We start from the raw sequence: 21,702 nt of genomic DNA on the forward strand, positions 1-21,702 counted from the left end.
CGTGCCGCGACCACAGCCGGGCGGGAGGTCGGCGGCGACCCGGGCCCGGCTGCTGGCGACGGCGGAGCGGCTGATCGCCGAGGACGGCGTCGCCCAGGTGTCGAGCCGGCGGCTCGGGCAGGAAGCCGGGCAGGCCAACAACTCGGCGGTCGCCTACCACGTCGGCACGATGGAAGAGGTGATCCTCGCCGTGCTGCGCGAACACGGCGAGGCGATGGACCGCATCCGCGCCGCGATGGTGGACGCGGCCGAGGGCTCGCCGCGGCTGCGCGACCACGTGGCCGCGCTGGTGCTGCCCACGACCCGGCACCTCGCGGAGCTGGGCGTGCCCAGCTACTACGCCCGCTTCGCCGCCCACGTCGTCAGCGACCCGGCCCTGCGCGCGCCGGCGCTGTCGGTCACGACGTCCACGCCCGTCATGCAACGGGCACTGCGGGCCGTGGCCGCCCACGCCGGCGATGCGTCCGGCCCCGCCATCCTCACCCGGTCGGCGATGGCCCGGCACGCGATCGTCCACACCTGCGCCGAACGAGAAGCCGAACTGGCCGAAGCCGGGAACCGTTCCGGCATCCCGGGCTGGGCCGAGACCGGCGAAATCCTGGTCGACGGCATCACCGTCCTGCTGGCCGCACCGGCACGGCGGCGCACTCCGGCCGGATGAGGGCCTTCGCGCACGCGGACGAGCCGGCGAACCCGGCCGGGCCACCGTGGTGGTCCGTCAGCGCAGCGTCGGCAATCCGGCGGCCAAGGCGGCGAGGGCCCGCTTCAGGGTCGGGGCGAACGGCACGCACGCCGCGGCCAGGTCGGGGTTCTGGGCGTAGACCTCGAGCAGCGTCGGCGGCGGGTTGGCGGCCGGGTACAGCATGCCCGCGAGTCCGCTGGCCGCCGCGACCAGCTCGAATCCTTCACCCTCGGTCAGGTCCGGGCGCGCCTGGGCGACCGCCGCGCCGAGTTCGGCGACCACGCCCAGCACCGCCCGCTTGAAGTCGCGGGCCGCCGGGACCGAGACGTTGTGCTCCAGCGAAGTCGCCGCGTGACCCAGCAGGTCGCAGAACAAGGTCCGTTCGGCGAGCGTTTCGGCCAGCACGTCGACGACGTCGTCCCCGGCCACGAGCCGGCGGACGACCTCGTCCGCCCAGTCGCGCCAGCATCCGGCCGCGAGCTCGAGATAGATCTCCTCGCGGGTACCGAAGTAGCGGGTGACGTTGGACTTGGCCAGCCCCACGGCCGTGGCCACGCTGCTCAAGCTCACGTTGCGCACGCCGGATTCGAGGGCGAGCTCGCGGGCCGCCGCGAGGATGGCCGCGCGCCGCTGCTGCTTCTGCTCCGGCCTCCTGGCCCGCATGAACATCGACTGAGACATTTCTCAGCCATCATACGGTCCACTTAACAGAACAAGGTCCTCTTGTTAAGAGTACGACGTTCTGTTATTTTGGCGGGCACCGGCGAAGGGGGAACGACGTGGTCGAGGTGCGGTTGCGGGTCAACGGGGTCGAGGAGCTGCTCGATCTCCCACCACAGGTCAGCCTGCTGGACGCGCTGCGCGAGCGGCTGGGGCTGACCGGCACCAAGAAGGGCTGCGACCAGGGCGCCTGCGGCGCGTGCACGGTGCTCGCCGACGGCGAGCGGATCAACTCCTGCCTCGCGCTGGCCGTGCAGTACACCGACCGGGAAATCACCACCATCGAGGGTGTGGACGACCCGCTGCAGCGGGCTTTCGTCCGCAACGACGGCTTCCAGTGCGGTTACTGCACCTCCGGCCAGATCTGCTCGGCGATCGGGATGCTGGCCGAGCACTCCGGCGGCGCGCCGAGCGCGGTCACCGAACACCTCGCCGGCCCCGCCGGCGAGCTGACGGACGCGGAGATCCGGGAGCGCATGAGCGGCAACCTGTGCCGCTGCGGCGCCTACAACGGGATCGTCCACGCCATCCAGGAGGTCGCGAGATGAGGTCGTTCGGCTACCTGAGCGCCCCGGACGTCGAGACGGCGGTCCGCGTGATCGCCACCGAGCCGAACGCGAAGTTCCTCGGCGGCGGGACGAACCTCGTCGACCTGATGCGGGAGGACATCGAGCAGCCGGACGTGGTCGTCGACATCACCCGGCTGCCGCTGACCGGGATCGAGGAACTGCCCGGCGGCGGCCTGCGGATCGGCGCGCTCGTCCGCAACAGCGGGCTCGCGGCCCACCCGCTGGTCCGGACCCGCTACCCGGTACTGGCCCAGGCCGTCCTCAACGGCGCTTCGGCGCAGCTGCGGAACATGGCGACCGTCGGCGGCAACCTGCTGCAGCGCACCCGGTGCCTGTACTTCTACGACGGGGCGGCCGCGTGCAACAAGCGCACCCCGGGCAGCGGCTGCGCCGCGATCGGCGGCTTCGCCCGGAACGCCGGCGTCCTCGGGGTCAGCGACCACTGCATCGCCACGCACCCTTCCGACATGGGCGTCGCACTGGCCGCGCTCGACGCCGTCGTCGAAGTGGAGAGCACGCGCGGCACCCGCCGCCTCCCGCTGACCGGGTTCCACCGCCTGCCCGGCAGCACTCCGCAGGTCGAGACCGAGCTGGCCGCGGACGAGCTGATCACCGCCGTCGAGCTGCCTGCCCTGCCGATGGCCGCGCACTCCCGCTACCGCAAGGTGCGCGACCGCGCGTCCTACGCCTTCGCCCTGGTCTCGGTCGCGGCGGCGCTGGAGACCGAAGACGGCGTCGTGACCGGCGTCCGCCTGGCGCTCGGCGGCGTCTCCGCGAAACCGTGGCGGGCCCGCGAGGCCGAGCGGATCCTGCTCGGCGCACCGGCGACCGAAGAGTCCTTCCGCCGGGCGGCCGCGGCCGAGCTGACACCCGCGGTGGGGCAACCGGACAACACCTTCAAGATCGAGCTGGCGCAGCGCACGATCGTCGCGACGCTGCGGCAGCTGCTCACCGACGGGAGCGCGGCATGACCAGGACCCTGCCCGCCACCGAGACCGGCGGCCCCGTCGTCGGCAAGCCGATCGACCGGGTCGACGGCAAAGCCAAGACCAGCGGCACCGCCCGCTTCTCGGCCGAATACGACCTCCCCGGCCTGGCGCACGCGGCGCTGGTGCACTCGACGATCAGCCGCGGCCGGATCACCGCGATCGGGACCGAGGCCGCGGCCGCGGTCCCCGGCGTCGTCGCGGTGCTCACCCACCTGAACGCGCCGCCGCTGAAGCCGGCGCCGAAGGTGAGCCCGGTGAACCTGAGCACGCTGGTCTCCGGCACCTCGGTCGACTACCTCAACACCGACGAGGTGCACTGGGACGGCCAGCCGGTGGCGGTCGTCGTCGCCGACACGCTCGACGCCGCTCGCGAAGCCGCCGGGCTGGTCACCGTGACCTACGAGACGTGGGCGTCCACTGTGGACTTCGCCGCCGAGGAGAAGAACGCCCGGCCGCAGAAGAGCAGCATGATCATGCCCGGCGGAGCGAAGAAGGGCGACGCCGAGGCCGCACTCGCCGTGGCACCGGTGTCGGTCGACCTGCGGTTCACCACGCCGACGCACCATCACAACGCGATCGAGCCGCACGCGACCACCGCGGCCTGGGACGGCGACCGGCTGACCGTCCACGACGGCACGCAGAGCATCGACTGGCTCCGCACGCACCTCGCCCTGCGGTTCGGTGTCCCGGCCGCGAACGTGCGGGTGATCGCCCCGTTCGTCGGCGGCGGCTTCGGCGGCAAAGTCATGGTCTGGCCCGGCACCATCCTCGCCGCGCTGGCGGCTCGCGCGACCGGGCGGCCGGTCCGGCTGATGCTCACCCGGGAAGGCGTCTACCGCACGGTCGGCGGGCGCACGCCGTCCACGCAGCGGGTCGCGCTCGGCGCCGGCACCGACGGCAGGCTGACCGCGCTCATCCACACCAGCGTGACGCGCACCGGCCGGGTCGGCGGCGGACCCGAGCAGGTGACGTCGCAGTCGAAACACCTGTACGCCGCCGAAAACATCCTGGTCCAGCAGAACCTGGTCGAGCTGGATCTGCTCTCGAACACCTCGATGCGCGCGCCGGGCGAGTCGATCGGGACCTACGCGCTGGAGGCGTCGATCGACGAGCTCGCCCACCGGCTCGGGATCGACCCGATCGAGCTGCGGATGCGGAACGAGCCGGCGACCAACCCCATCGACGGCAAGAAGTTCGCGCACCGGATGCTGCGCGAGGCCTACGCGCGGGGCGCCGAGCGGTTCGGCTGGGCCGACCGGACACCGGAACCGGGGTCGATGCGCGACGGGCGGTGGCTGGTCGGGATGGGTGTCGCGTCGGCGTACCACCCGGCCTGGCAGTTCGCCGCCAGCGTCACGGTCCGGCTTTCCGTCGACGGCACCGTCCTGGTGCGGTGCGGCTTCCACGAGATGGGCATGGGCGGCGCGACGGCGCAGGCGCAGATCGCCGCCGACGCGCTCGGGGTGCCGTTCGAAGCGGTGCGGGTCGAGTACGGCGACTCCACGCTGCCGGTGAGCACGGGGGCCGGGGGTCCATGCAGACGGCGAGCATCGCCAACAGCCTGCTGGCCGCGTGCGAGAAACTGAAGCGGGAGCTGGACACGCTGGCGAAACGCGCGGGCGCGGCCGGGGAAAGCCCGGCCGCGATCCTGGCCAAGGCCGGCGTGCCGTCGGTCGAAGCCGCCGTCGGCTCGGACACCCGGTTCGGCCGGGTGGCCGGGCAGCTGAAGTTCATGGCGAAGTTCCTGCGCGACCAGCGGCGCTGGATGAAGGCCGCCTGCGGGGCCCAGTTCTGCGAGGTCCGCGTCGATCCGGACACCGGCGAGGTGCGGGTGGCCCGCTGGGTCGGGGTGTTCGACGTCGGCCGGGTGATCAACGCGAAGACCGCGTCGAGCCAGCTGCGCGGCGGGATCGTGATGGGCATCGGCATGGCGCTGGCCGAAGAAACCCTGGTCGACCCCCGCACGGGACGGATCATGAACCCGAGCCTCGCCGAGTACCACGTCCCGGTGCACGCCGACATCCCGCCGATCGACGTCAGCTACCTCGACGACCCGGACCCGACGATGCCGCTCGGCCTGATCGGCGTGGGCGAAGTGGGCATCACGGGGGTCGCGGGCGCGATCGCGAACGCGGTCCACCACGCGACCGGCAAGCGGATCCACGACCTGCCCATCACCCTCGACAAGCTGTTGTGAGCCGGACCGGCCGTCATCGGAGGGGCTGCGGCGGCGCCATGACGGCGTCGTTCACGCTCTCCAAGCGGCGGCCGGTGGTGCGCGGGCCGAGGACCGCGATGTCCACCGCGACCACCACCAGCGCGGCCGCGACGACCAGGAACAGCGCCGTCGGGCCGTGCGAGTTCAGCAGCGGCACCAGCACGAACGGCATCGCGCCGCTGGCCAGCCGCGACAGCGAGTAGGTGCCGCTCGCCGCCGTCGAGCGCAGCGCCGTCGGGAAGATCTCGGCCTGGTAGATGTGGAAGGCGTTCGAGAACAGGTTGCTGGTCGCGGTGTAGAGGAAGCCGAACACGAGGATCAGCGCCATCGAGCCCGCGAGGCCGAACGCGATGCCGAACACCGCCATCGCCAGCACCGAGCCGACCACCAGGTACTTCCGCTCGAGGCGTTCCACGATCGGCAGCGACAGCGCCGAGCCGACCGGGTAGCCGAGGTAGGTCAGCGCGGCGAACAGCAGCGACTGCGAGAGGGCGTACCCCTTGGCGGCCAGCACGAGGGGCACGAGCGTGCCGAAGCCGTAGTACCCGAGGGTCTGCAGGATGTGGAAGACGACCATCATCCACGTCCGGCGCCGCTGCCCGGCGCCGAACAGCTCGCGCACCGGTGCGGCGGCGCGCTTGCGGGTCACCCCGCGCGGCGGGGCGGGGGTGTCGTGGGCGGCCCCGCGGGCCTCGGCTTCCATGCCGGCCACGAGGTGCTCGGCCTCTTCGGCGCGGCCGACGGACTCCAGCCACCGCGGTGACTCGGGCAGGCCGCGCCGCAGCAGGAACACCGCGCCGGCGCCGAGCGCACCGATCACGAACAGCCAGCGCCAGCCGGCGATCCCGAGGATCTCGTGCTCGGTCAGCCCGCGGGCGAGGAAGCCGACGACGGGGAAGCCGCAGAACGCGAGGGTGTAGGCCCAGGCGATGAACCGGCCGCGCTTGCGGGCCGGCAGCAGGTCGGTGAGGTAGGTGTCGGCCAGCGGGGGTTCCGCGCCCAGGCCGATGCCCGCGAAGAACCGCGTCACCAGCAGCATCAGTGCGCTGCCGCTGAACGCGCCGAGCAGCGAGAAGAGCGAGTAGAGCCCGAGGTTGAGCAGGAACGCGCCGCGGCGGCCGAACCGGTCGGCGAGCCGGCCGAGCAGCAGTGCGCCGAAGAACATGCCGACGAAGGTCGACGCGAGCAGCGGCGGCAGCTCCGCCTTGGTGAGCTCGAACTCCTCGACGAGCACCGAGCTGAGGACGCCGGTCAGGAAGACCTCGTAGAAGTCGAAGAACAGCCCGAGCCCGACGGCGACGGTGGCCCGCCGGTGCGTGCGGGTGATGGGCAGCCGGTCGAGCCGGCCCGCGATCGTGCCGGTGCCCGGCGCGGTGGCGTCGTCGGTGTTCGCCATCCGTCGTCTCCTTTGACTTCTCCACCATGTGGTTGGACAACCCATAATGTGACGAACAGCAGGCAGAGTCAAGAACACGCGAGACGTGAGCCGCGTTGGTTGACGGGCAACCGGGCACAGTCCGGCACGAATCGGGCACGCCGGCGCGCCCGGGCGGTCAGAGACCGGCGACCTGCTCGACACCCGGCCGGTACCCGAGCCGCTCCGAGGCCCGCCGCCCGGCTTCCACGACGATCGGCGCCAGCCGGGGGACGTCCGCCGGGGTCATCCGCTGCGTCGGTGCGCCGATCCCGATCGCCGCGCCGACCTCGCCGTTCAGCCCGAACACCGGAGCGCTGAGCGAGGCCGCCCCCAGGTCGCGTTCCTCGAAACTCGCGGCGTAGCCGGCCTCGCGGATCTGCCCGAGCTGCTCGGTGAGCAGCTCGAGGTCGACGACCGTGCGCGGGGTGAAGCGCGCGAGGCCGTGCCCGATGGCGTCCTTGATCGCGAGCTTGTCCCAGGCCAGGAACACCTTCCCGGCCGATCCCGCGTGCAGGGGCATCACCATGCCGACGACGAACAGCCGCACCACGGGGTGGCGGGATTCGGCCAGGGAGATCACCGTCCGGTACGCGCCGTCGCGGACGTACAGGCAGGCCGTCTCGCCGGTTTCGTCGCGCAGCTGCTGCAGGACCGGCCGGGTCAGCCGGACCAGGTCGAGGCCGAACGTGCCCGGCGCCGCCCAGCGGACCAGGCCGAGGCCGACCCGGTAGGTGTCGTCGTAGCGATCGAGGAAGCCTTCGCGCACCAGGTTGTGCACCAGCCGCTGGCACGTGCTCGCCGGCAGCCCGGTGGACCGGGTGATCTGCTGCAGCGTCAGCTCGGGGTGGTCGATGGTGAACGACTCGAGGATCTGCTTGAACTTGCGCAGGACGAGCACCGGCGTCGTGCCGCTGCGTTCTTCCTCTGCCATCGCCCCGCCCGTGCCCGTGGTGTGCCGCACAGTCTATCCGCGCTCCTCCCGGTTGACTCGGCGACACTCACCCGTATTCTGAGTTTGTAACTCACATAGTGGTTTGGAGTCGTGCATGAGTGAGCAAACCGGGCCGCTGGCCGGCATCCGGGTGGTCGAACTGGGGAACTTCATCGCCGCGCCCACCGCCGGCCGCCTGCTGGCGGACTTCGGTGCCGACGTCGTCAAGGTCGAGCGCCCGGGTATCGGCGACGAGCTGCGGCGCTGGCGGCTGCACGCCGGTGACACGTCGCTGCTGTTCCGCACGCTCGGCCGCAACAAGCGCTCGGTGACCGTCGACCTGCGCCGCCCCGAAGGCCAGGAGATCGTCCGCGCGCTGGCCGCCCGCAGCGACGTCCTCCTGGAGAACTTCCGGCCCGGCACCCTCGAACGCTGGGGCCTCGGCCCCGGCGAGCTCCGCGCGCTCAACCCCCGGCTGGTCGTCGTCCGCGTCTCCGGGTACGGCCAGACCGGTCCCTACCGCGACCGGCCCGGCTTCGGCGGCGTCGCCGAAGCGATCGGCGGCCTGCGCGCGCTCACCGGCTACCCGGGCCAGGCCCCCACGCGTGCCGGAGTCAGCCTCGCCGACTCCGTAGCCGGGCTCTACGCGGTGATCGGCGCGCTGATGGGCCTGCTCCGGCGCGACCGCGAGCCGGGCGCGAACCCGGGTGAGGTGGTCGACGTCGCGCTGTACGAGGCCGTCTATTCGCTGATGGAGTCGCTGATCCCGGACTTCGAAGCCTTCGGCGTCGTGCGCGGCCCGGCCGGCTCCGCACTGCCCGGGGTGGCGCCGTCCAACACCTACCGCTGCGCCGACGGCAAGTACATCGTGATCAGCGGCAACGGCGACGCGATCTTCCGGCGGCTGATGCACGCCATCGGCCGCGCCGACCTCGCCGGCGACCCCCGCTTCGCGGACAACGCCGGCCGGGTGGCGCACGCCGGGCTGCTCGACGACGCGATCGGCGCGTGGGCGGCGACGCTGCCCCAGGAAGCCGCCGAAGCCGCGCTGCTGGCCGCCGCCGTGCCCAGCGGGCCGATCCTCACCGCGGCCGACATCGCCGAGGACCCGCACTTCGCCGCCCGCGGCATGCACGAGCGGCACCGGGTGCGCGGCCACGACGCCGAAATCACCTTCCCCGGCATCGTGCCGACCCTGACCGAACGTCCCGGCCGCACCCGCGCGCTCGGGCCGGAACTGGGCGAACACACCGAAGCCGTGCTCGCCGAGCTCGGCGTCACCGGCGAGGCGGTCGCCCGCCTGCGCGAGAACGGAGTGATCTGACCATGACCGAAGTCCTCATCACCGAGGTCGTGCTGCGTGACGGCCTGCAGGACGAGCCCATCGCCGTGCCGTCGCACGAGAAGGTCCGGCTCGCCCGCGGCCTGATCGACGCGGGCCTGCGCTCGCTGGAAGTCGGCTCGTTCGTCTCCGCCCACCGGGTGCCGCAGATGGCCGACACCGGCGAAGTGCTGCGGACACTCCTTCCCGACGTCCCGGCGAGCCTGCACACCCTGGTGTTCACCGAACGCGGGGCGCGGCAGGCGATCGACGCCGGCGCGAAGTCGGTGCGCCTGGTGGTGTCGGCCAGTGACGGGCACAGCACAGCCAACGCCGGCGTGCCGACGGCCGCGGCGCTCGACCGGCTGGCCGGCTGCGCCGCCCTGCTCACCTCGGCGGGGGTCGCGATCGAGGCCGCCATCGCGACGGCGTTCGTTTGCCCGTTCGACGGCGACACCGACCCCGGCCGGACGGCCGACGTGGCCGCGCGCCTGGGCGAGCTGGGCGCGCGGGTCGTCCACCTCGCCGACACGATCGGCGCGGCCCGGCCGGGGCGGCTCCGCGCGACGGTGCACGCGGTGCGCGACGAACTGCCGGACGTCCCGCTCGGCCTGCACCTGCACAACACCTACGGCCGCGCGGCGGCGAACGCGTGGGAGGGGCTCTCGCTGGGCATCCGCCGGTTCGACTCCGCACTGGGTGGCCTCGGCGGCTGCCCGTTCGCCCCGGGCGCCTCGGGGAACGTCGCCACCGACGACCTGGTCGATTTCTTCCACGGCGAAGGCATCGCGACGGGAATCGACGTCGAGAAGCTGGCCGAGCTGCGGGACCAGGTGGGACTGGCGGTCGGCCACCGGCTCGGCTCGGCCCTGGCGGCGATCCCCGCGACTCCGGCCGCCCTCCGCTGACCGAGCGGGATCGATCGTCCTCGGTAGTGGATTGCTACGGTGAAACGGTGACGGCGACCCGGCTGGGCAAGGTGCAGCAGGTCGTCCTGCTGTGCGCCCTCGCCGTGTGCGTCCTCGCGATGCACCACGTCAGCCTGTCCCACGGCATGAGCGACGCCCCGTCGACCGCCACCGCGCACGTCGCATCCGGCTTCGGGCCGGGGATGGCCGACTGCGCACCGGAATCCGGGGACCAGGATCCCTGCATGCCGGACGGCCTGCACGACCTGCTCCACCTGTGCATGGCCGTGCTGTACGCGGCCGGGGCCCTCCTGCTCGCCCTGCTCGCATTCCTGGGAATTTCGTGGCTGGACACCACCTTTTCCCGATTCCCCGGCCTTCGTGGCGTGGCGCGCCGCGGACGTCCGCCCGACCGAGGCGGCCGCGAAATCCTGACGTCCCTTTGTGTCTTGCGCACGTGATCGACCCGGCCCGGTAACCGGCCCCGTCGAAATCACCCCGGCAACACAGAGAAGGATTCGTCATGCGCAAACCCGTCCTCATCGGCGGCATCGCCGTCGCCTCCGCCGTGCTTCTCGGCGCCTGCAGCAGCAACGACTCGATGTCCGGGATGGACCCGAGCGCGCCGTCTTCCTCCGCGCAAGCGGCGGCCGACCACAACGCCGACGACGTGACCTTCGCCCAGCAGATGGTTCCGCACCACAGCCAGGCGCTGGAGATGGCGAAGCTGGTTCCGTCGCGGAGCACCAATCCGAAGGTGGCCGACCTCGCGAGCCGCATCGCGAAGGCGCAGGACCCGGAGATCCAGCAGATGCACAGCTGGCTGACGAGCTGGGGCGCCGGCATGCCGGGCATGCCCGGCATGATGTCCGACCACGACATGAAGAAGCTCGAAGCCGCCAAGGGCGCGGAGTTCGACAAGATGTGGCTGGACATGATGATCGAGCACCACCAGGGCGCGGTCGACCTGGCCAGGACCGAGCTGTCCAAGGGCGGCAACGCCGGCGCGAAGGCGCTGGCCCGGAAGATCATCGACGCCCAGCAGGCGGAAATCACCGAGATGCGGGGCCTGCTCACGCAGAGCTGATCACGGCTCGCCGGGGGCGGTGCGGTGCGCCACCGCCCCGGCGAGTGCCGGGCCCTTACCTGAGATCTCCGCGGAGCAGGGCTGTCAGGACCGGCTGGGTCCCCCCGCCGTGCGGGCGGTGAAGCCGCGCAGGCGCAGGCTGTTGCCGACCACGAACACCGAGCTGAACGCCATCGCCGCGCCCGCGATCATCGGGTTCAACATCCCCGCCGCGGCCAGGGGCAGCGCCGCCAGGTTGTACGCGAACGCCCAGCACAAGTTGCCCTTGATCGTGCGCAGCGTCCGCCGTGACAGCCGGATGGCGTCGGCCACCGCGCGCAGGTCGCCGCGGACCAGGGTGATGTCGCTCGCCTCGATCGCGACGTCCGTGCCCGTGCCCATCGCCAGCCCCAGATCGGCCTGGGCCAGTGCCGGCGCGTCGTTGACGCCGTCGCCGACCATTGCGACGACCTTGCCCTCATCCTGCAGCCGCTTGACGACGTCGAGCTTGTCCGCGGGCAGCACCTCGGCGATCACCTCGTCGATCCCGACCTCCGCCGCCACCGCCCGCGCGGCCGCCGTGTTGTCCCCGGTCAGCAGCACCGGGGTCAGGCCCAGCTCCCGCAGCTGGACGATCGCCTCGGCCGAGGTCGGCTTGACCGTGTCGGCGACCACCAGGACGCCACGGGCCGCGCCGTCCCACGCCACCCCGACCGCGGTCTGCCCGCGCTCCTCGGCCGCCGCCTTCACCGCCGCGAGGTCGGCGGGCAGCGGCCGGCTCCAGTCCTCGAGCAACGCCGTGCGGCCGACCAGGACCGCGTGGCCGTCGATGACGCCCTGCACGCCGAGTCCTTCGACGTTCGCGAAGTCCTCGACCGCGGGCAAGTCACCGACGCGCTCCCGGGCGCCGCGGGCGATGGCCGTGGCGATCGGGTGTTCCGACGCGTCCTCCACGGCACCGGCCAGCCGCAGCAGCTCGGCCTCGTCGACGCCCTCGGCCGGGTGCACGCCGGTGAGCGTCATCCGGCCGGCGGTGACCGTGCCGGTCTTGTCGAGCACGACGGTGTCGACGCGGCGGGTCGACTCCAGCACCTCCGGGCCCTTGATCAGCACACCCAGCTGGGCACCGCGGCCGGTCCCGACGAGCAGCGCCGTCGGCGTGGCCAGGCCCAGCGCGCACGGGCAGGCGATGATCAGCACCGCGACCGCCGCGGTGAACGCCGCCGCCGGGCCGGCCTCGGTGCCGAGCCAGAACCCGAGCGTCGCGGCCGCCAGGCCGATGACGAACGGCACGAACACCCCGGACACCCGGTCGGCCAGCCGCTGGACCTCGGCCTTGCCGCTCTGGGCGTCCTCGACCAGCTTCGCCATCTGCGCCAGCTGCGTGTCCGCGCCGACGCGGGTGGCCCGCACGACCAGCCGGCCGCCGGCGTTGACCGTCGCCCCGGCCACGGCGTCGCCCTCGCCGACCTCCACCGGCACCGGCTCGCCGGTGAGCATCGACGCGTCGACCGCGGACCGGCCGTCTTCGACCACGCCGTCGGTGGCGATCTTCTCGCCCGGCCGCACGACGAACCGGTCCCCCACCGCCAGCTCCGACGTCGGGATGCGGACCTCGGCGCCGTCCCGCAGCACGGCGACTTCCTTCGCGCCCAGCTCCAGCAACGCCCGCAGCGCCGCCCCGGCGCGGTGCTTGGACCGCGCCTCGAAGTAGCGGCCCGCGAGGAGGAACGTCGTGACGCCGGCGGCAACTTCGAGGTAGATGTTGCCCGCGCCGTCGGACGGGGCGATCGTCAGCTCGAACGGGTGCACCATCCCCGGCGTCCCCGCGGTGCCGAACAGCAACGCCCACAACGACCACGCGAACGCGGCGAGCACGCCCATCGACACGAGCGTGTCCATCGTGGCCGCGCCGTGGCGCAGGTTCGTCCCCGCCGCCCGGTGGAACGGCCACGCGCCCCACGTCACGACCGGCGCGGCCAGCGTCAGCGAAATCCACTGCCAGTACGTGAACTGCAGCGCGGGCACCATCGCCAGCAGGATCACCGGCACCGCGAGCACCGCAGCGGTGATCAGCCGCTGCCGCAACGGCCGCGCCGGATCTTCCTCGTCCACTTCGGACTCGTGCTTCTCGGGCCGGGGCAGTGTCGCGCTGTACCCGGCGGCTTCGACGGTGGCCACCAGCGCGGCCGGGTCGACGCCTTCGGGTGCGCGCACCCGCGCCTTCTCCGTCGCGTAGTTGACCGATGCGGTGACGCCGTCGAGCTTGTTGAGCTTGCGCTCGATGCGGTTGGCGCAGGACGCGCAGGTCATGCCACCGATCGCGAGTTCGATCTCGGTCATGATCGGCTCTCCTTCCGCGGTCAGTGGCCGGTGCTCAAGTGAACTCGGCGGTGCGCACGACGCCGCCGTGCTTGAAGTCGAGGAACAGCCGGTAGGTGCCCGCGCTGGGGACCTCGGCGGCGAACCCGATCTGCGGTCCGGCGGCCGTCTTGCCGTCGCCGGGTTCCCCCTCGGGGTGGACGTGCAGGTAGGCGAGGTCGCCTTCGCGCAGCGCGACCAGGTGCCCGTAGGCGCCCAGGTAGGGCTGCAGGTCGGTGACCGGAACGCCGGCACGGCTGACCTCCAGCGTCAGCGGCGAGGTCTTCCCCGCGGTCAGGTCGCCGGCGACCTCGACGGTGTAGCCGTCGACCTGCGCCGTACGGCTGGGCAGGTGGGTCACGGGCTGGTAGTTCCCGGCGACCGAGAGGTCGGCGCCCAGGGTCATCGGTTTCCCACCGGTGGGCGCGAAGTCGGCGAACGCCCGGTACGAGCCCGCGGCGGGCAGGGTCAGCGGGACGCTCCACGTGCCGTCCGGCGCCAGTTCCGGGTGGACGTGCCGGAACCCGGCGGTGTCCCGGCGGACCACGACGAGGTGCAGCTCCTTCTCGTGCTCGACGTCGTAGGCTGTGACGGGCTTGCCGTCCGGGCCGCTGATCGTGAACGAGAATCGCCCGGCCTGCAGGGCCGGGTCGGCGAGGGTGAAGGTGTAGCCGTCCTTGCTGGAGGCGAGCCCGCCCGGCAGAGCGTCCGCGGCCGCCGTCTCCGCGTGGTTCGGCATGGCGCCCTCGTGGGTCTCGCCGTGGCCGGCTTCGCCGGTCGCGGCCGAGACCGGGCCGGCCGTCTTCCCGACGATGAATCCACCGGCCGCGAGCAGGGCGAGCGCTCCGCCGAACACGGCCAGCCGTGCGGTGGTGTTCATGGCAGTTTCCTCGGTTTCGGGTCGCCGGTTCAACCGGCGACCTTCGGGGTGCGACGTCGCCGTCTTCCGTCAAGGTACCCCTAGGGGGTACCGGTATCAAGAGACCTGTGTCTCAGCGGCGGCGACAACAGCAACCGCTAGACCGCCGCGCAGTCGAACAGCGTCATGCCGCTCGGCGTCCGGAGCGGCACCGGTGCGCAGTGGCTTCGGGCCCACTGCGCGCGCTCCCCGAGCACCCCCGGCAGTCCGGGCACCGCGGTCAGGTACAGGAACCGCAGCTGTCCGCCACGGATCAGGCCGGCGAGTTCGGCCGGCTCGGGATAGGGCGAGAAGCCGGTGAACCCGCCCATCGGGAGCACGCCGTACCCGGCGGCGAGGTAGGGCGACGCGGTGCTCGCGTCCCCGGTCGCGAACAGGAACCGCTCCCCCGCCCGCCGGGTCCGCAGGTACTCGAGCAGGGCCGGGTCGACGGCGGAGCCGGGCAGGGGCGCGTCGATGGCGGGGACCGGCCCGGTCGGCGGGATGCCGAGGATGCGGGCCAGGGTGACGCGGGGATCCGCGACCCCGAAGACCGCGACGGCGGTCTGCGGTCCGGCGACCGGGTTGGCGGTGTGCATCGAGTTCGCCGCCACGGCCGGGGTGATCGCGATCCAGGCGACCGGCGCCGCCAGCAGCACCACCGCACCCAGCGCGGCGACCGCACGACGAGGCCCGCGCAGCGCCATCCCGAGGACGACGACGGACGCGACCGCCACCAGCCAGCCCGGTCCGCCCGCGCGGTTCATGACCACGGCGGCGCCCACGACGGAAAGCACCCCGCCGATCGGCAGGACCCACCGGAGGCCGCTGCGGTCCCCCCACCACGACCAGGCCACCGGGACACCGGCACCGACGACCGCGGCCAAGGCCGGCGCGAGCAGCGTCGCGTAGTACGGGTGGATGCCCGGCAGGAAGCTCAGCACCAGCGCGCCCGTCAGCAGCCAGCCGCCCCAGAGGGTCCACAGAGGATCGCGGCGGTGCGGCCACCAGGCGGCGGCCAGCAGCACCAGCGCCAGCGGAAGCAGCCAGCCGATCTGCCCGCCGAGCTGGTCGTCCAGCAGCCGCAGCGGCCCGGGCGGCCCGCCGTAGGGCGCCGCAGTCGACGACAACGGCGAACCGCCACCGGCCAGGCTCCGGCCGAGGCCGTTGTAGCCGAAGACCATTTCCCACCACGAGTCGCCCCGGCTGCCGTCGACGTGCGGGCGTTCGCCGCGGGGCACGAAGCCGACCGCCACCAGCCACGCCAGCGACACCACGAGCGCCGTCCCGCTCAGCGCCACCGCGCGCCGCAGCCGTGGTCCAGGACCCACCGAGCAAGCCGCGATCAGGGCCGGCAGGACGACCCAGGCTTCGGCCATTTTGATCTGGAATCCCACGCCGACCAGGGCTCCGGCGGCGACCACCCAGCGCCACCGGACGTCTTCGAGGGCGCGGGTCAGCGCGTAGGCGGCCGCGACCAGGCACAGCACGAGCTGCGGGTCGACGAGGTTGACCCGCGCCGTCGCGAACGCCACCGGCGATGCCAGGAGCACGGCCGCGGCGATCAGCCCGGCTCGCGTCCCGGCCCAGCGGCGGACCGCCGCGAACAGCAGCGGCACGGTGGCCGTCGCGGCGAGCGCGCCCGGCAGCAGCAGGACCCAGGAGTGGAACCCGAACACCCGCACGAACAACGCCTGGATCCACAGGCCGCCCGGCAGCTTGTCCACGGTCATGCTCGCCGCCGGATCGACGGCGCCGAAGACGAACGCGGACCAGCTCGTGCTCATGCCGCGCACCGCCGCGCTGTAGTAGTAATGCGTCCCGCCCCGGAACAGCCCCCAGCCGTGAAGACAGCCCGCCACCAGGGTCAGCACGACCAGCGGCCGTCGCATCGCAGCCCTCCTCCGCTACAGTTTGTAGTACTACACGAAGTAGTACTACAGCGGCCGGGACCTGTCTACTACGCTGTGTCAGAGAAGCTGTGTCGTGCCGAACGGAGGGGCGATGGGAAAGCTCGGCGAGCTGGAGCGCGCCGTGATGGACGCGTTGTGGGCGCGCACCAGCCCGGTCAGCGTGCGCGCGGTCCACGAGGCACTCGCCGATCGCGGCCTCGCCTACACGACGGTGATGACGGTGCTGTCCCGCCTGGCGGACAAGGGTTTCGTGCTCCGGGAACGCGACGGCCGTGCCTGGTTGTACGCCCCCTCGGCGAGCCGCGACCAGTACGTCGCCGAGCTGATGTTCGAGGCGCTCGGCGAGACCGGCGACCGCGGCGGCGCGCTGACGCACTTCGCCCAGGCGGTGAGCGCCGACGAGGCCGACGTCCTGCGCAAGGCGCTCACCCGCAAGCGCCGGACATGATCTACGTCCTGCACCACCTCGCCGCGCTGGTCCTCGCCGGGCTCGCGGCGGGCTACCTGCGCCGGGCGCGGTGGCCGGTTCTGCGTCCGCGGCTGGCGGTGGCGCTGTGGCAGGCGGTCGCCCTGACGATCGTCGTCGCGTCCGTCAGCGGGCTGCTCGCGCTGGGGCTGATGCCGCTGCGCCAAGGCATCGTGCCCGGCCTGTTCTCCTTCGCCGCCGACCCCCGCGATCCGCTCGGCGCACTCGCGATCACCACCGGACTGGCGCTGGCCGCCGCGCTCACCGGACAGCAGCTGTGGTGCGCGGTCCGGATCGCCCGGCAACGAGCCCGGCATCGGAACCTCCTCGCGCTGCTCGCCGAGCCGCGCGGCGGCACCCTGGTCCTGGACCATCCCCTGCCGGTCGCCTACTGCGTCCCCGGCCGCACGGCCGAGATCGTGCTCAGCACCGGCGCACGCAGCCTGCTGACCGACGGCGAACTGGCCGCCGTCCTGGCCCACGAGCACGCCCACCTGCGCGAACGTCACGCGCTCGCGCTCGCCCCGTTCGCCGCGCTGGCGCGGCTGTTCCCCGGCTGCCGCCGGCTGAGCGCGGACATCCACCTCCTGCTGGAAATGCGGGCCGACGACCGGGCCGCCCGCAGGCACGGCCGCGACACCGTGGCCGCCGCGCTCGAAAAGTTCCGCGCGCACGGCACGGCCGCGGCACCGCCCGGCGCCCTCGGCGCGGCAGCGGCCACGACGTATCGGATCGACCGGCTCCGCCGACCTCCGGTCAGCGGTCCGCGCGTACTGCCCTGGCTGGTCACCGCCGCTGTCCTGACCCTGCTGGCGACGCCGCTCAGCCTGCTGCTCACCCCGCGCTGAGCGTCATTTCGCCGCGGCGACGCAGCCCAGCCGCCCCTGCGCCGAGCCCGGCTCCGCTCAGCGCAACGCGTCGGCGACATCTCCGGCCGTCAGCCGCCGGGGACCGACGTAGTAGAGGATCGCACCCGCCGGCAGTTCGCTGCCCCACTCCGGGTTCACGACCAGCGCGTCACCGGTCCGCACGGCGAGGATGGTGGCGCCGTAGGCCCGGCCCAGCGCGATCCCGCACCGTTCCACGGACAGCCCACCCGACGACGCCGGCAAGGCCACGGAATACGTGCTCGCCCCACCCGCGGTCATCAGCTCGGTGTAGACCTCCGCGATGCCGGGAGAAGTGATCTCTTCGGTGACCATCCACGGCGTGTGCCAGGGGACGCACCTGATCCGCGGGTCCACGTAGCGCACGAGGTCGGCCTTCTCCATGTCCCGCAAGGTGACCACGATGTGCGCTGCCGGGGCGGCGTGGCCGACCATCACCGCGACCGCCAACGCCTCGTTGTCGTCCCCGACGTCGACGAGCACGGCCGCCGCCCGGGCCAGGCCGGCGCGAGCCAGGACGTCCGCAGCGGTCAGCTCGCCCCGGACGAAGTCCACCGGCTGCGCGGGCACGGGGTGGACCGGCACTTCGTCCCCGGCGCACAGGACGAGCGCGCTCACGTCGTCGGCGAGCAGCTGCGCCACGATCCGCTCGGTGCGCCCGGCGGTGTAGCCGACCAGGACGGTGTGCCCGGTTTTCGTCACTGTGTCCGCGCCCTGCATGCGTCGTCCCTTCGCCTGCTCCAGCATCGAAGCGAGCCTGGTGAACACCGAAGTGAGCGTGGCGATCCCGCCCACGATGACATAGCCACCGACGAAGTGCCCGGCCATGGTCCCGGGCGAAAAGTCGCCGTACCCGACGGTCGCGGCCGTCACCACGAAGTACCACCAGTAGTTGCCCGGCTCGACCAGCTCACTGCCCGTGGGTTCGGCCCACACCATGAGCGGCCAGCTCGTCACGAACACGAAGACCACGACGACGACCGGCAGCAGCCAACCGCGGCCGAGCACCCAGCGGGCCAGCAGCCGCGAAAGGAAGAACGACAACCCGCCTCCCTTCACACGCTGCGACCACGCATTCACCCGACGCGAGTCGTCCGGTGCCCGGATTCGGGTCAGCGGAACATATCCGCACATCGGACACAACCGTCTTTATCGGACCGTGACGGCCCGGCCAGGTCAAGAAGCCGTACAAAGTGGACTCCTTCCGTCCGAAAAGCGGGAAATCCCCGCTTGGGCGGAAACAGCACGGCGACGATCGCTCCCTTCTTTTGCGAACGGGCGGGGCACTCCTCGTTTGCTCGCTCGCTTCGGCGCCGGCGGACCGGCCGGTTGTTTCGGCCGGAAGCCGGACAAGAGGACACCGGCGTCCATTGAGGACATTCCGGGGTGCTGCCGGAGTAGAGGGACCGTCGCCTCGACGGCGCGGGCAAGACGACCACCATCCGGGTGCTGCTCGGCCTCGTCCGCCCCACCCGCGGCCAGGTGCGGCTGTTCGGGGAACAGGCCGGGCCCGGCCGCAACGCCGTCTGGGCCCAGGTCGGCTACCTCGTCGAAACGCCCTCCGCCTACCCGGAACTCACCGTCACCGAAAACCGGCCCGAGCTGCTGATCCTCGACGAACCCGCCAACGGGCTCGACCCCGCCGGCGTCGCCGAGATCCGGAACCTGCTGCACGACCTGGCCCACCACGACGGGGTGACGATCCTGCTGTCCAGCCACATCCTCACCGAAGTCGCCCGCCTGGCCGGCCGGGTCGCGTGCTCGACCGCGGACGGCTGGCCTGGGAAGGCGGCACTGCCGACCTGACCGCGCAGGCCCGTCCGGGGCTGCGCGTCGCGGTGCGAGACCGCGGTCGTGCCCCGGCCTACTTCGCCCTGCTCGCCCAGACCATCGCCGTGGGCGGCTCCGTCCTGTTCGGGGTCATCGTCGTCCGGACGTTCGGCCGGGAGTTCGGCCAGGGCACCGTCAAGGACCTCCTGGCGCTGCCGACCCCGCGCACCACGATCGTCGGCGCGAAGTTCGCCGTCACCGCGGGTTGGTGCCTGCTGCTCACCCTCCGGACCTCCGTGCTCGGCCTCGTCGTCGGCGCCGCGCTCGGTCTCCCCGGCTGGTCGGCCGGCGTCGCCGCCACCGGCCTGGTCAACCTGCTGCTCACCGCCGTGATGACGTTCGCCGTCGTGACGCCGTTCGCGCTCGCCGCCGGCGCCGGCCGCGGCTATCTGGCCTGCTCGGCTACGCCCTCGTGGCCGCCGTCGGCGCCGCCGGGGTGCTCGGCACGGCCTCGTGGTGGAAGCACGCCGACCAAGACCGCTGATCATCCGGGCATCCCGCGCTATCCGCCCGTGCAGTTTTCCTGTCCACCCGTGCACCCGGGTGGGTCGGTCTTCTCAACGCGGCGCGCATTGGCCAGGATGGACGCCTGGGTGGCGAGGAGGACTCCATGGCGACTGTGCGCAACGAGGCCGACGCGCGGCGGCAGCTGCGCGCGGAGCAGCGGCACGAGACGAACGAGCTGGTCATCACCGGGCCGGTGACCACCGCGAGCACCGGCGGCGTCGAACTCCACTACGACGGGGTCGAGGACGTCAAGAGGGCCATCGACGAGCGCTACGACGAGCTGAGCCGCCACCTCGAAACGGCCCGCGCCCTCGACACCGACCTGGCCGACGGCAAGGGACCGGTCGCCCACTGGATGCGCCGCTCGTTCGCGGTGCGGGGTGGCGCCGACGCCGGCGGGGTCCAGGCCGCGCTGCAGTCGTACCTGGCCGAGCTCGCGACCCTGCGGCAGACGCTCGACACGGTCGTGACGATGCACCAGGGCAACGACGAAGAGGCCGCCGCGGCCCTGCCGACGGGGGACGCCGATGCCTGAGTTGCACTCGACGCACCACGCCCCGACCGCTCGGCAGCGGGCCAAGGACCGGCGGGTCCGCCGGGAGAAGGCCGTCAACAACCGCGAGGCCACGTTCGGCCGGATCAACTGGGACAGCTACGAGCACCGCGAGCTGTGGGACATGGTGCAGTCGGCCGTCCCGGCGAAACTCGACCAGCACGCGGCCTGGTGGAAAGAGGTGGCCACCGGCGTCAGCTCCGCGACCGAAGAGGTGTCGGCGCTGGTCCGGAAGCTGCGGGAATCGTGGCAGGGGCCGTCGGCGGATCAGGCCGCGGAATCGGTGGACCGGCTGACCGGCTGGGCGACGACGGTGGGCGAGAACGCCCACCGCGTCGGCTCCGGCCTCGACACGTACACGTCGGTGGTCAGCGAAGCCCGGAACCGGATGCCCGAGCCGGTGCACTACTGGGCCGAGCGGTGGTTCCGGCAGGGGTACGCGGTGAAGCGGCTCGACGGTCCCGAGGGCACGTACATGCTGGACCAGCTGCTCGACGACAAGCTGCCGACGAAGAAGGAAGCCGACGACGCCAAGGCCGCGGCCGTCCGGGTGATGGAGCAGTACGAGAGCGCGAGCCACGACGTCCGCCACCGCCTGCCCCCGGAGTTCGACACGGCCCCGCCGGTGACCGCCGGCTCCGGCGCCGCACCGCGGCCGCCGGTGGTCCGGACCCCGCCCGCGCCGCCGGTCCCCCACGATCCGGTCCCGCCGCCGGACGGGGGATCCCGCAACGAGCGGCGCGCCGGACCGGACGACTCGACGTCGACGGCGTCCGCGCTGCCCCCCACGTTCACCGGCGCCGGGGTCCCGGGCGCGCTCGACGGGGTCATCGGCGCCGCCGGGCCGGGTTCGCCGGCTGCTGCTGCCTCCAGTTCGGGCTTCGCCGGTGTACCCGTAGCCGGAACGCCGGGTTCCGGGACGCTCGGGGAAGCCGGCCGAGCCGGCGCGGGACGGTTCGGAGCCGGGACACCGGGCTTCGGGCCGGGCGGGACGAGCGGCCGCGGCCCGGCGGGCGGGTACGGCATGTACCCGCCGGGCCAGGGCGCGCGGCGCGAAGAGGACACCGAGCACCGCGACAAGTACGCGAAGGGCTACGACCTGCTCGACGACCTCCCGCCGGCGTATCCCCCGGTGTTCGGCGAATGACCGGCTTCCACGCCGACCCGTCGGCCCTCGACGCGCTGGCGCTGCGGCTGGAGGACACGGCGGACGAGTACCGCTCGGCCGCGCACTCGCTGGAGGCACCGGACGACCTCGGCCCGGCGCCGGTCTCGGTGGCGCTCGCCGCGTTGACCGGCGAGTGGTCCGGCAGGATACGGGCGGTGGAAACGGACTTCGCCCGTGCGGCGGCGAGCGTCCGGACGGCCGCGAAGGCCTACCGGGCCACGGATGCTGCTGCGGCCGAGGAGCTGGGCCGAGCCGATGGCTGACCGGAAGCACGCCGCGAACGCCGCCCGCCGGTCGA

At 72.8% G+C, this 21,702-nt stretch carries 21 protein-coding genes and 1 pseudogene; 15 read left to right on the forward strand and 7 right to left on the reverse strand.

The annotated features are described in order from the left end of the window. The first annotated feature begins 1 nt into the window (after nucleotide 1). Nucleotides 2-661, forward strand: coding sequence for a TetR/AcrR family transcriptional regulator (locus tag QRY02_RS17460; RefSeq protein WP_285992586.1), 660 nt, complete (start codon nucleotides 2-4; stop codon nucleotides 659-661). Nucleotides 662-718: 57 nt separating this feature from the next. Here QRY02_RS17460 and QRY02_RS17465 read toward each other — a convergent pair whose 3' ends face one another. Beyond that, nucleotides 719-1,363 carry a TetR family transcriptional regulator gene (locus QRY02_RS17465; protein ID WP_285992587.1) on the reverse strand — a complete coding sequence of 215 codons (645 nt, stop codon included), beginning with the start codon at nucleotides 1,361-1,363 and terminating at the stop codon, nucleotides 719-721. A 98-nt stretch (nucleotides 1,364-1,461) separates the two neighbouring features. On the opposite strand from QRY02_RS17465, the gene QRY02_RS17470 reads away from it, so the two are divergent. The 3 genes and pseudogenes from QRY02_RS17470 (at nucleotide 1,462) to QRY02_RS17480 (ending at nucleotide 5,157) form a co-directional block, all read left to right on the forward strand. Beyond that, nucleotides 1,462-1,950: a 2Fe-2S iron-sulfur cluster-binding protein gene (locus QRY02_RS17470; RefSeq protein WP_285992588.1), complete on the forward strand. Its 489-nt coding sequence runs from the start codon at nucleotides 1,462-1,464 to the stop codon at nucleotides 1,948-1,950. Then, complete coding sequence (locus tag QRY02_RS17475; RefSeq protein WP_285992589.1) at nucleotides 1,947-2,942, forward strand: FAD binding domain-containing protein; 996 nt, start codon at nucleotides 1,947-1,949, stop codon at nucleotides 2,940-2,942. The genes QRY02_RS17470 and QRY02_RS17475 overlap by 4 nt, the downstream gene beginning before the upstream one ends. Further along, nucleotides 2,939-5,157: pseudogene (locus QRY02_RS17480) on the forward strand (xanthine dehydrogenase family protein molybdopterin-binding subunit). The gene QRY02_RS17475 and the pseudogene QRY02_RS17480 overlap by 4 nt, the downstream one beginning before the upstream one ends. A gap of 13 nt (nucleotides 5,158-5,170) precedes the next feature. Here QRY02_RS17480 and QRY02_RS17490 read toward each other — a convergent pair. Further along, complete coding sequence (locus tag QRY02_RS17490; protein WP_285992592.1) at nucleotides 5,171-6,574, reverse strand: MFS transporter; 1,404 nt, start codon at nucleotides 6,572-6,574, stop codon at nucleotides 5,171-5,173. Nucleotides 6,575-6,731: 157 nt separating this feature from the next. Continuing rightward, on the reverse strand, nucleotides 6,732-7,526 hold the full coding sequence (locus QRY02_RS17495; protein WP_285992593.1) for an IclR family transcriptional regulator: 795 nt from the start codon (nucleotides 7,524-7,526) through the stop codon (nucleotides 6,732-6,734). A 115-nt stretch (nucleotides 7,527-7,641) separates the two neighbouring features. Here QRY02_RS17495 and QRY02_RS17500 point away from each other — a divergent pair, with 115 nt between their 5' ends. The 4 genes from QRY02_RS17500 to QRY02_RS17515 all read left to right on the forward strand — a co-directional run bounded on the left by QRY02_RS17500 (nucleotide 7,642) and on the right by QRY02_RS17515 (nucleotide 10,842). Further along, a complete protein-coding gene (locus QRY02_RS17500) occupies nucleotides 7,642-8,850 on the forward strand; it encodes a CaiB/BaiF CoA transferase family protein (protein WP_285992594.1) in 1,209 nt (402 codons plus the stop codon). A gap of 2 nt (nucleotides 8,851-8,852) precedes the next feature. Then, nucleotides 8,853-9,755, forward strand: coding sequence for a hydroxymethylglutaryl-CoA lyase (locus QRY02_RS17505; protein ID WP_285992595.1), 903 nt, complete (start codon nucleotides 8,853-8,855; stop codon nucleotides 9,753-9,755). A gap of 47 nt (nucleotides 9,756-9,802) precedes the next feature. Next, a complete protein-coding gene (locus tag QRY02_RS17510) occupies nucleotides 9,803-10,216 on the forward strand; it encodes a DUF6153 family protein (protein ID WP_285992596.1) in 414 nt (137 codons plus the stop codon). Between the two features lie 62 nt (nucleotides 10,217-10,278). Next, entirely contained in the window at nucleotides 10,279-10,842 is a 564-nt protein-coding gene (locus tag QRY02_RS17515) for a DUF305 domain-containing protein (RefSeq protein ID WP_285992597.1), read from the forward strand. Nucleotides 10,843-10,926: 84 nt separating this feature from the next. On the opposite strand, the gene QRY02_RS17520 is transcribed toward QRY02_RS17515, so the two are convergent. The 3 genes from QRY02_RS17520 to QRY02_RS17530 form a co-directional block, all read right to left on the reverse strand. Further along, the gene (locus QRY02_RS17520) at nucleotides 10,927-13,164 is read right to left on the reverse strand and encodes a heavy metal translocating P-type ATPase (RefSeq protein ID WP_285992598.1); all 2,238 of its coding nucleotides are present in this window, start codon (nucleotides 13,162-13,164) and stop codon (nucleotides 10,927-10,929) included. Nucleotides 13,165-13,198: 34 nt separating this feature from the next. Next, nucleotides 13,199-14,062, reverse strand: coding sequence for a DUF8832 domain-containing protein (locus QRY02_RS17525; RefSeq protein WP_285992599.1), 864 nt, complete (start codon nucleotides 14,060-14,062; stop codon nucleotides 13,199-13,201). 137 nt (nucleotides 14,063-14,199) lie between these two features. Beyond that, nucleotides 14,200-15,972 carry an ArnT family glycosyltransferase gene (locus QRY02_RS17530; RefSeq protein ID WP_285992600.1) on the reverse strand — a complete coding sequence of 591 codons (1,773 nt, stop codon included), beginning with the start codon at nucleotides 15,970-15,972 and terminating at the stop codon, nucleotides 14,200-14,202. Between the two features lie 112 nt (nucleotides 15,973-16,084). On the opposite strand from QRY02_RS17530, the gene QRY02_RS17535 reads away from it, so the two are divergent. Both QRY02_RS17535 and QRY02_RS17540 read left to right on the forward strand, forming a co-directional pair. Then, nucleotides 16,085-16,441 (forward strand): BlaI/MecI/CopY family transcriptional regulator, encoded by a 357-nt coding sequence (locus QRY02_RS17535; RefSeq protein WP_285992601.1) that lies wholly within the window; start codon nucleotides 16,085-16,087, stop codon nucleotides 16,439-16,441. Further along, entirely contained in the window at nucleotides 16,438-17,307 is an 870-nt protein-coding gene (locus tag QRY02_RS17540; protein WP_285992602.1) for a M56 family metallopeptidase, read from the forward strand. The genes QRY02_RS17535 and QRY02_RS17540 overlap by 4 nt, the downstream gene beginning before the upstream one ends. A 57-nt stretch (nucleotides 17,308-17,364) precedes the next feature. Here QRY02_RS17540 and QRY02_RS17545 read toward each other — a convergent pair whose 3' ends face one another. Further along, on the reverse strand, nucleotides 17,365-18,390 hold the full coding sequence (locus QRY02_RS17545; protein WP_285992603.1) for a potassium channel family protein: 1,026 nt from the start codon (nucleotides 18,388-18,390) through the stop codon (nucleotides 17,365-17,367). A 402-nt stretch (nucleotides 18,391-18,792) separates the two neighbouring features. On the opposite strand from QRY02_RS17545, the gene QRY02_RS17550 reads away from it, so the two are divergent. Genes QRY02_RS17550 through QRY02_RS17570 form a run of 5 tightly spaced genes read left to right on the forward strand, consistent with a single transcriptional unit; the run spans nucleotide 18,793 to nucleotide 21,667 of the window. Then, nucleotides 18,793-19,152 (forward strand): P-loop NTPase family protein, encoded by a 360-nt coding sequence (locus QRY02_RS17550; protein ID WP_285992604.1) that lies wholly within the window; start codon nucleotides 18,793-18,795, stop codon nucleotides 19,150-19,152. Continuing rightward, nucleotides 19,104-19,880, forward strand: coding sequence for an ABC transporter permease (locus tag QRY02_RS17555; protein WP_285992605.1), 777 nt, complete (start codon nucleotides 19,104-19,106; stop codon nucleotides 19,878-19,880). The genes QRY02_RS17550 and QRY02_RS17555 overlap by 49 nt, the downstream gene beginning before the upstream one ends. Further along, nucleotides 19,787-20,218, forward strand: coding sequence for a hypothetical protein (locus QRY02_RS17560; protein ID WP_285992606.1), 432 nt, complete (start codon nucleotides 19,787-19,789; stop codon nucleotides 20,216-20,218). The genes QRY02_RS17555 and QRY02_RS17560 overlap by 94 nt, the downstream gene beginning before the upstream one ends. Further along, nucleotides 20,211-21,383: a PPE domain-containing protein gene (locus QRY02_RS17565; protein ID WP_285992607.1), complete on the forward strand. Its 1,173-nt coding sequence runs from the start codon at nucleotides 20,211-20,213 to the stop codon at nucleotides 21,381-21,383. Before QRY02_RS17560 ends, QRY02_RS17565 begins: the two co-directional genes overlap by 8 nt. Next, nucleotides 21,380-21,667, forward strand: coding sequence for a type VII secretion target (locus tag QRY02_RS17570; protein ID WP_285992608.1), 288 nt, complete (start codon nucleotides 21,380-21,382; stop codon nucleotides 21,665-21,667). The genes QRY02_RS17565 and QRY02_RS17570 overlap by 4 nt, the downstream gene beginning before the upstream one ends. The last annotated feature ends 35 nt before the right edge of the window (nucleotides 21,668-21,702 follow it).

Origin of the sequence: Amycolatopsis sp. DG1A-15b, from assembly GCF_030285645.1 — a bacterium.
In the GTDB taxonomy this organism is placed as follows: domain Bacteria; phylum Actinomycetota; class Actinomycetes; order Mycobacteriales; family Pseudonocardiaceae; genus Amycolatopsis.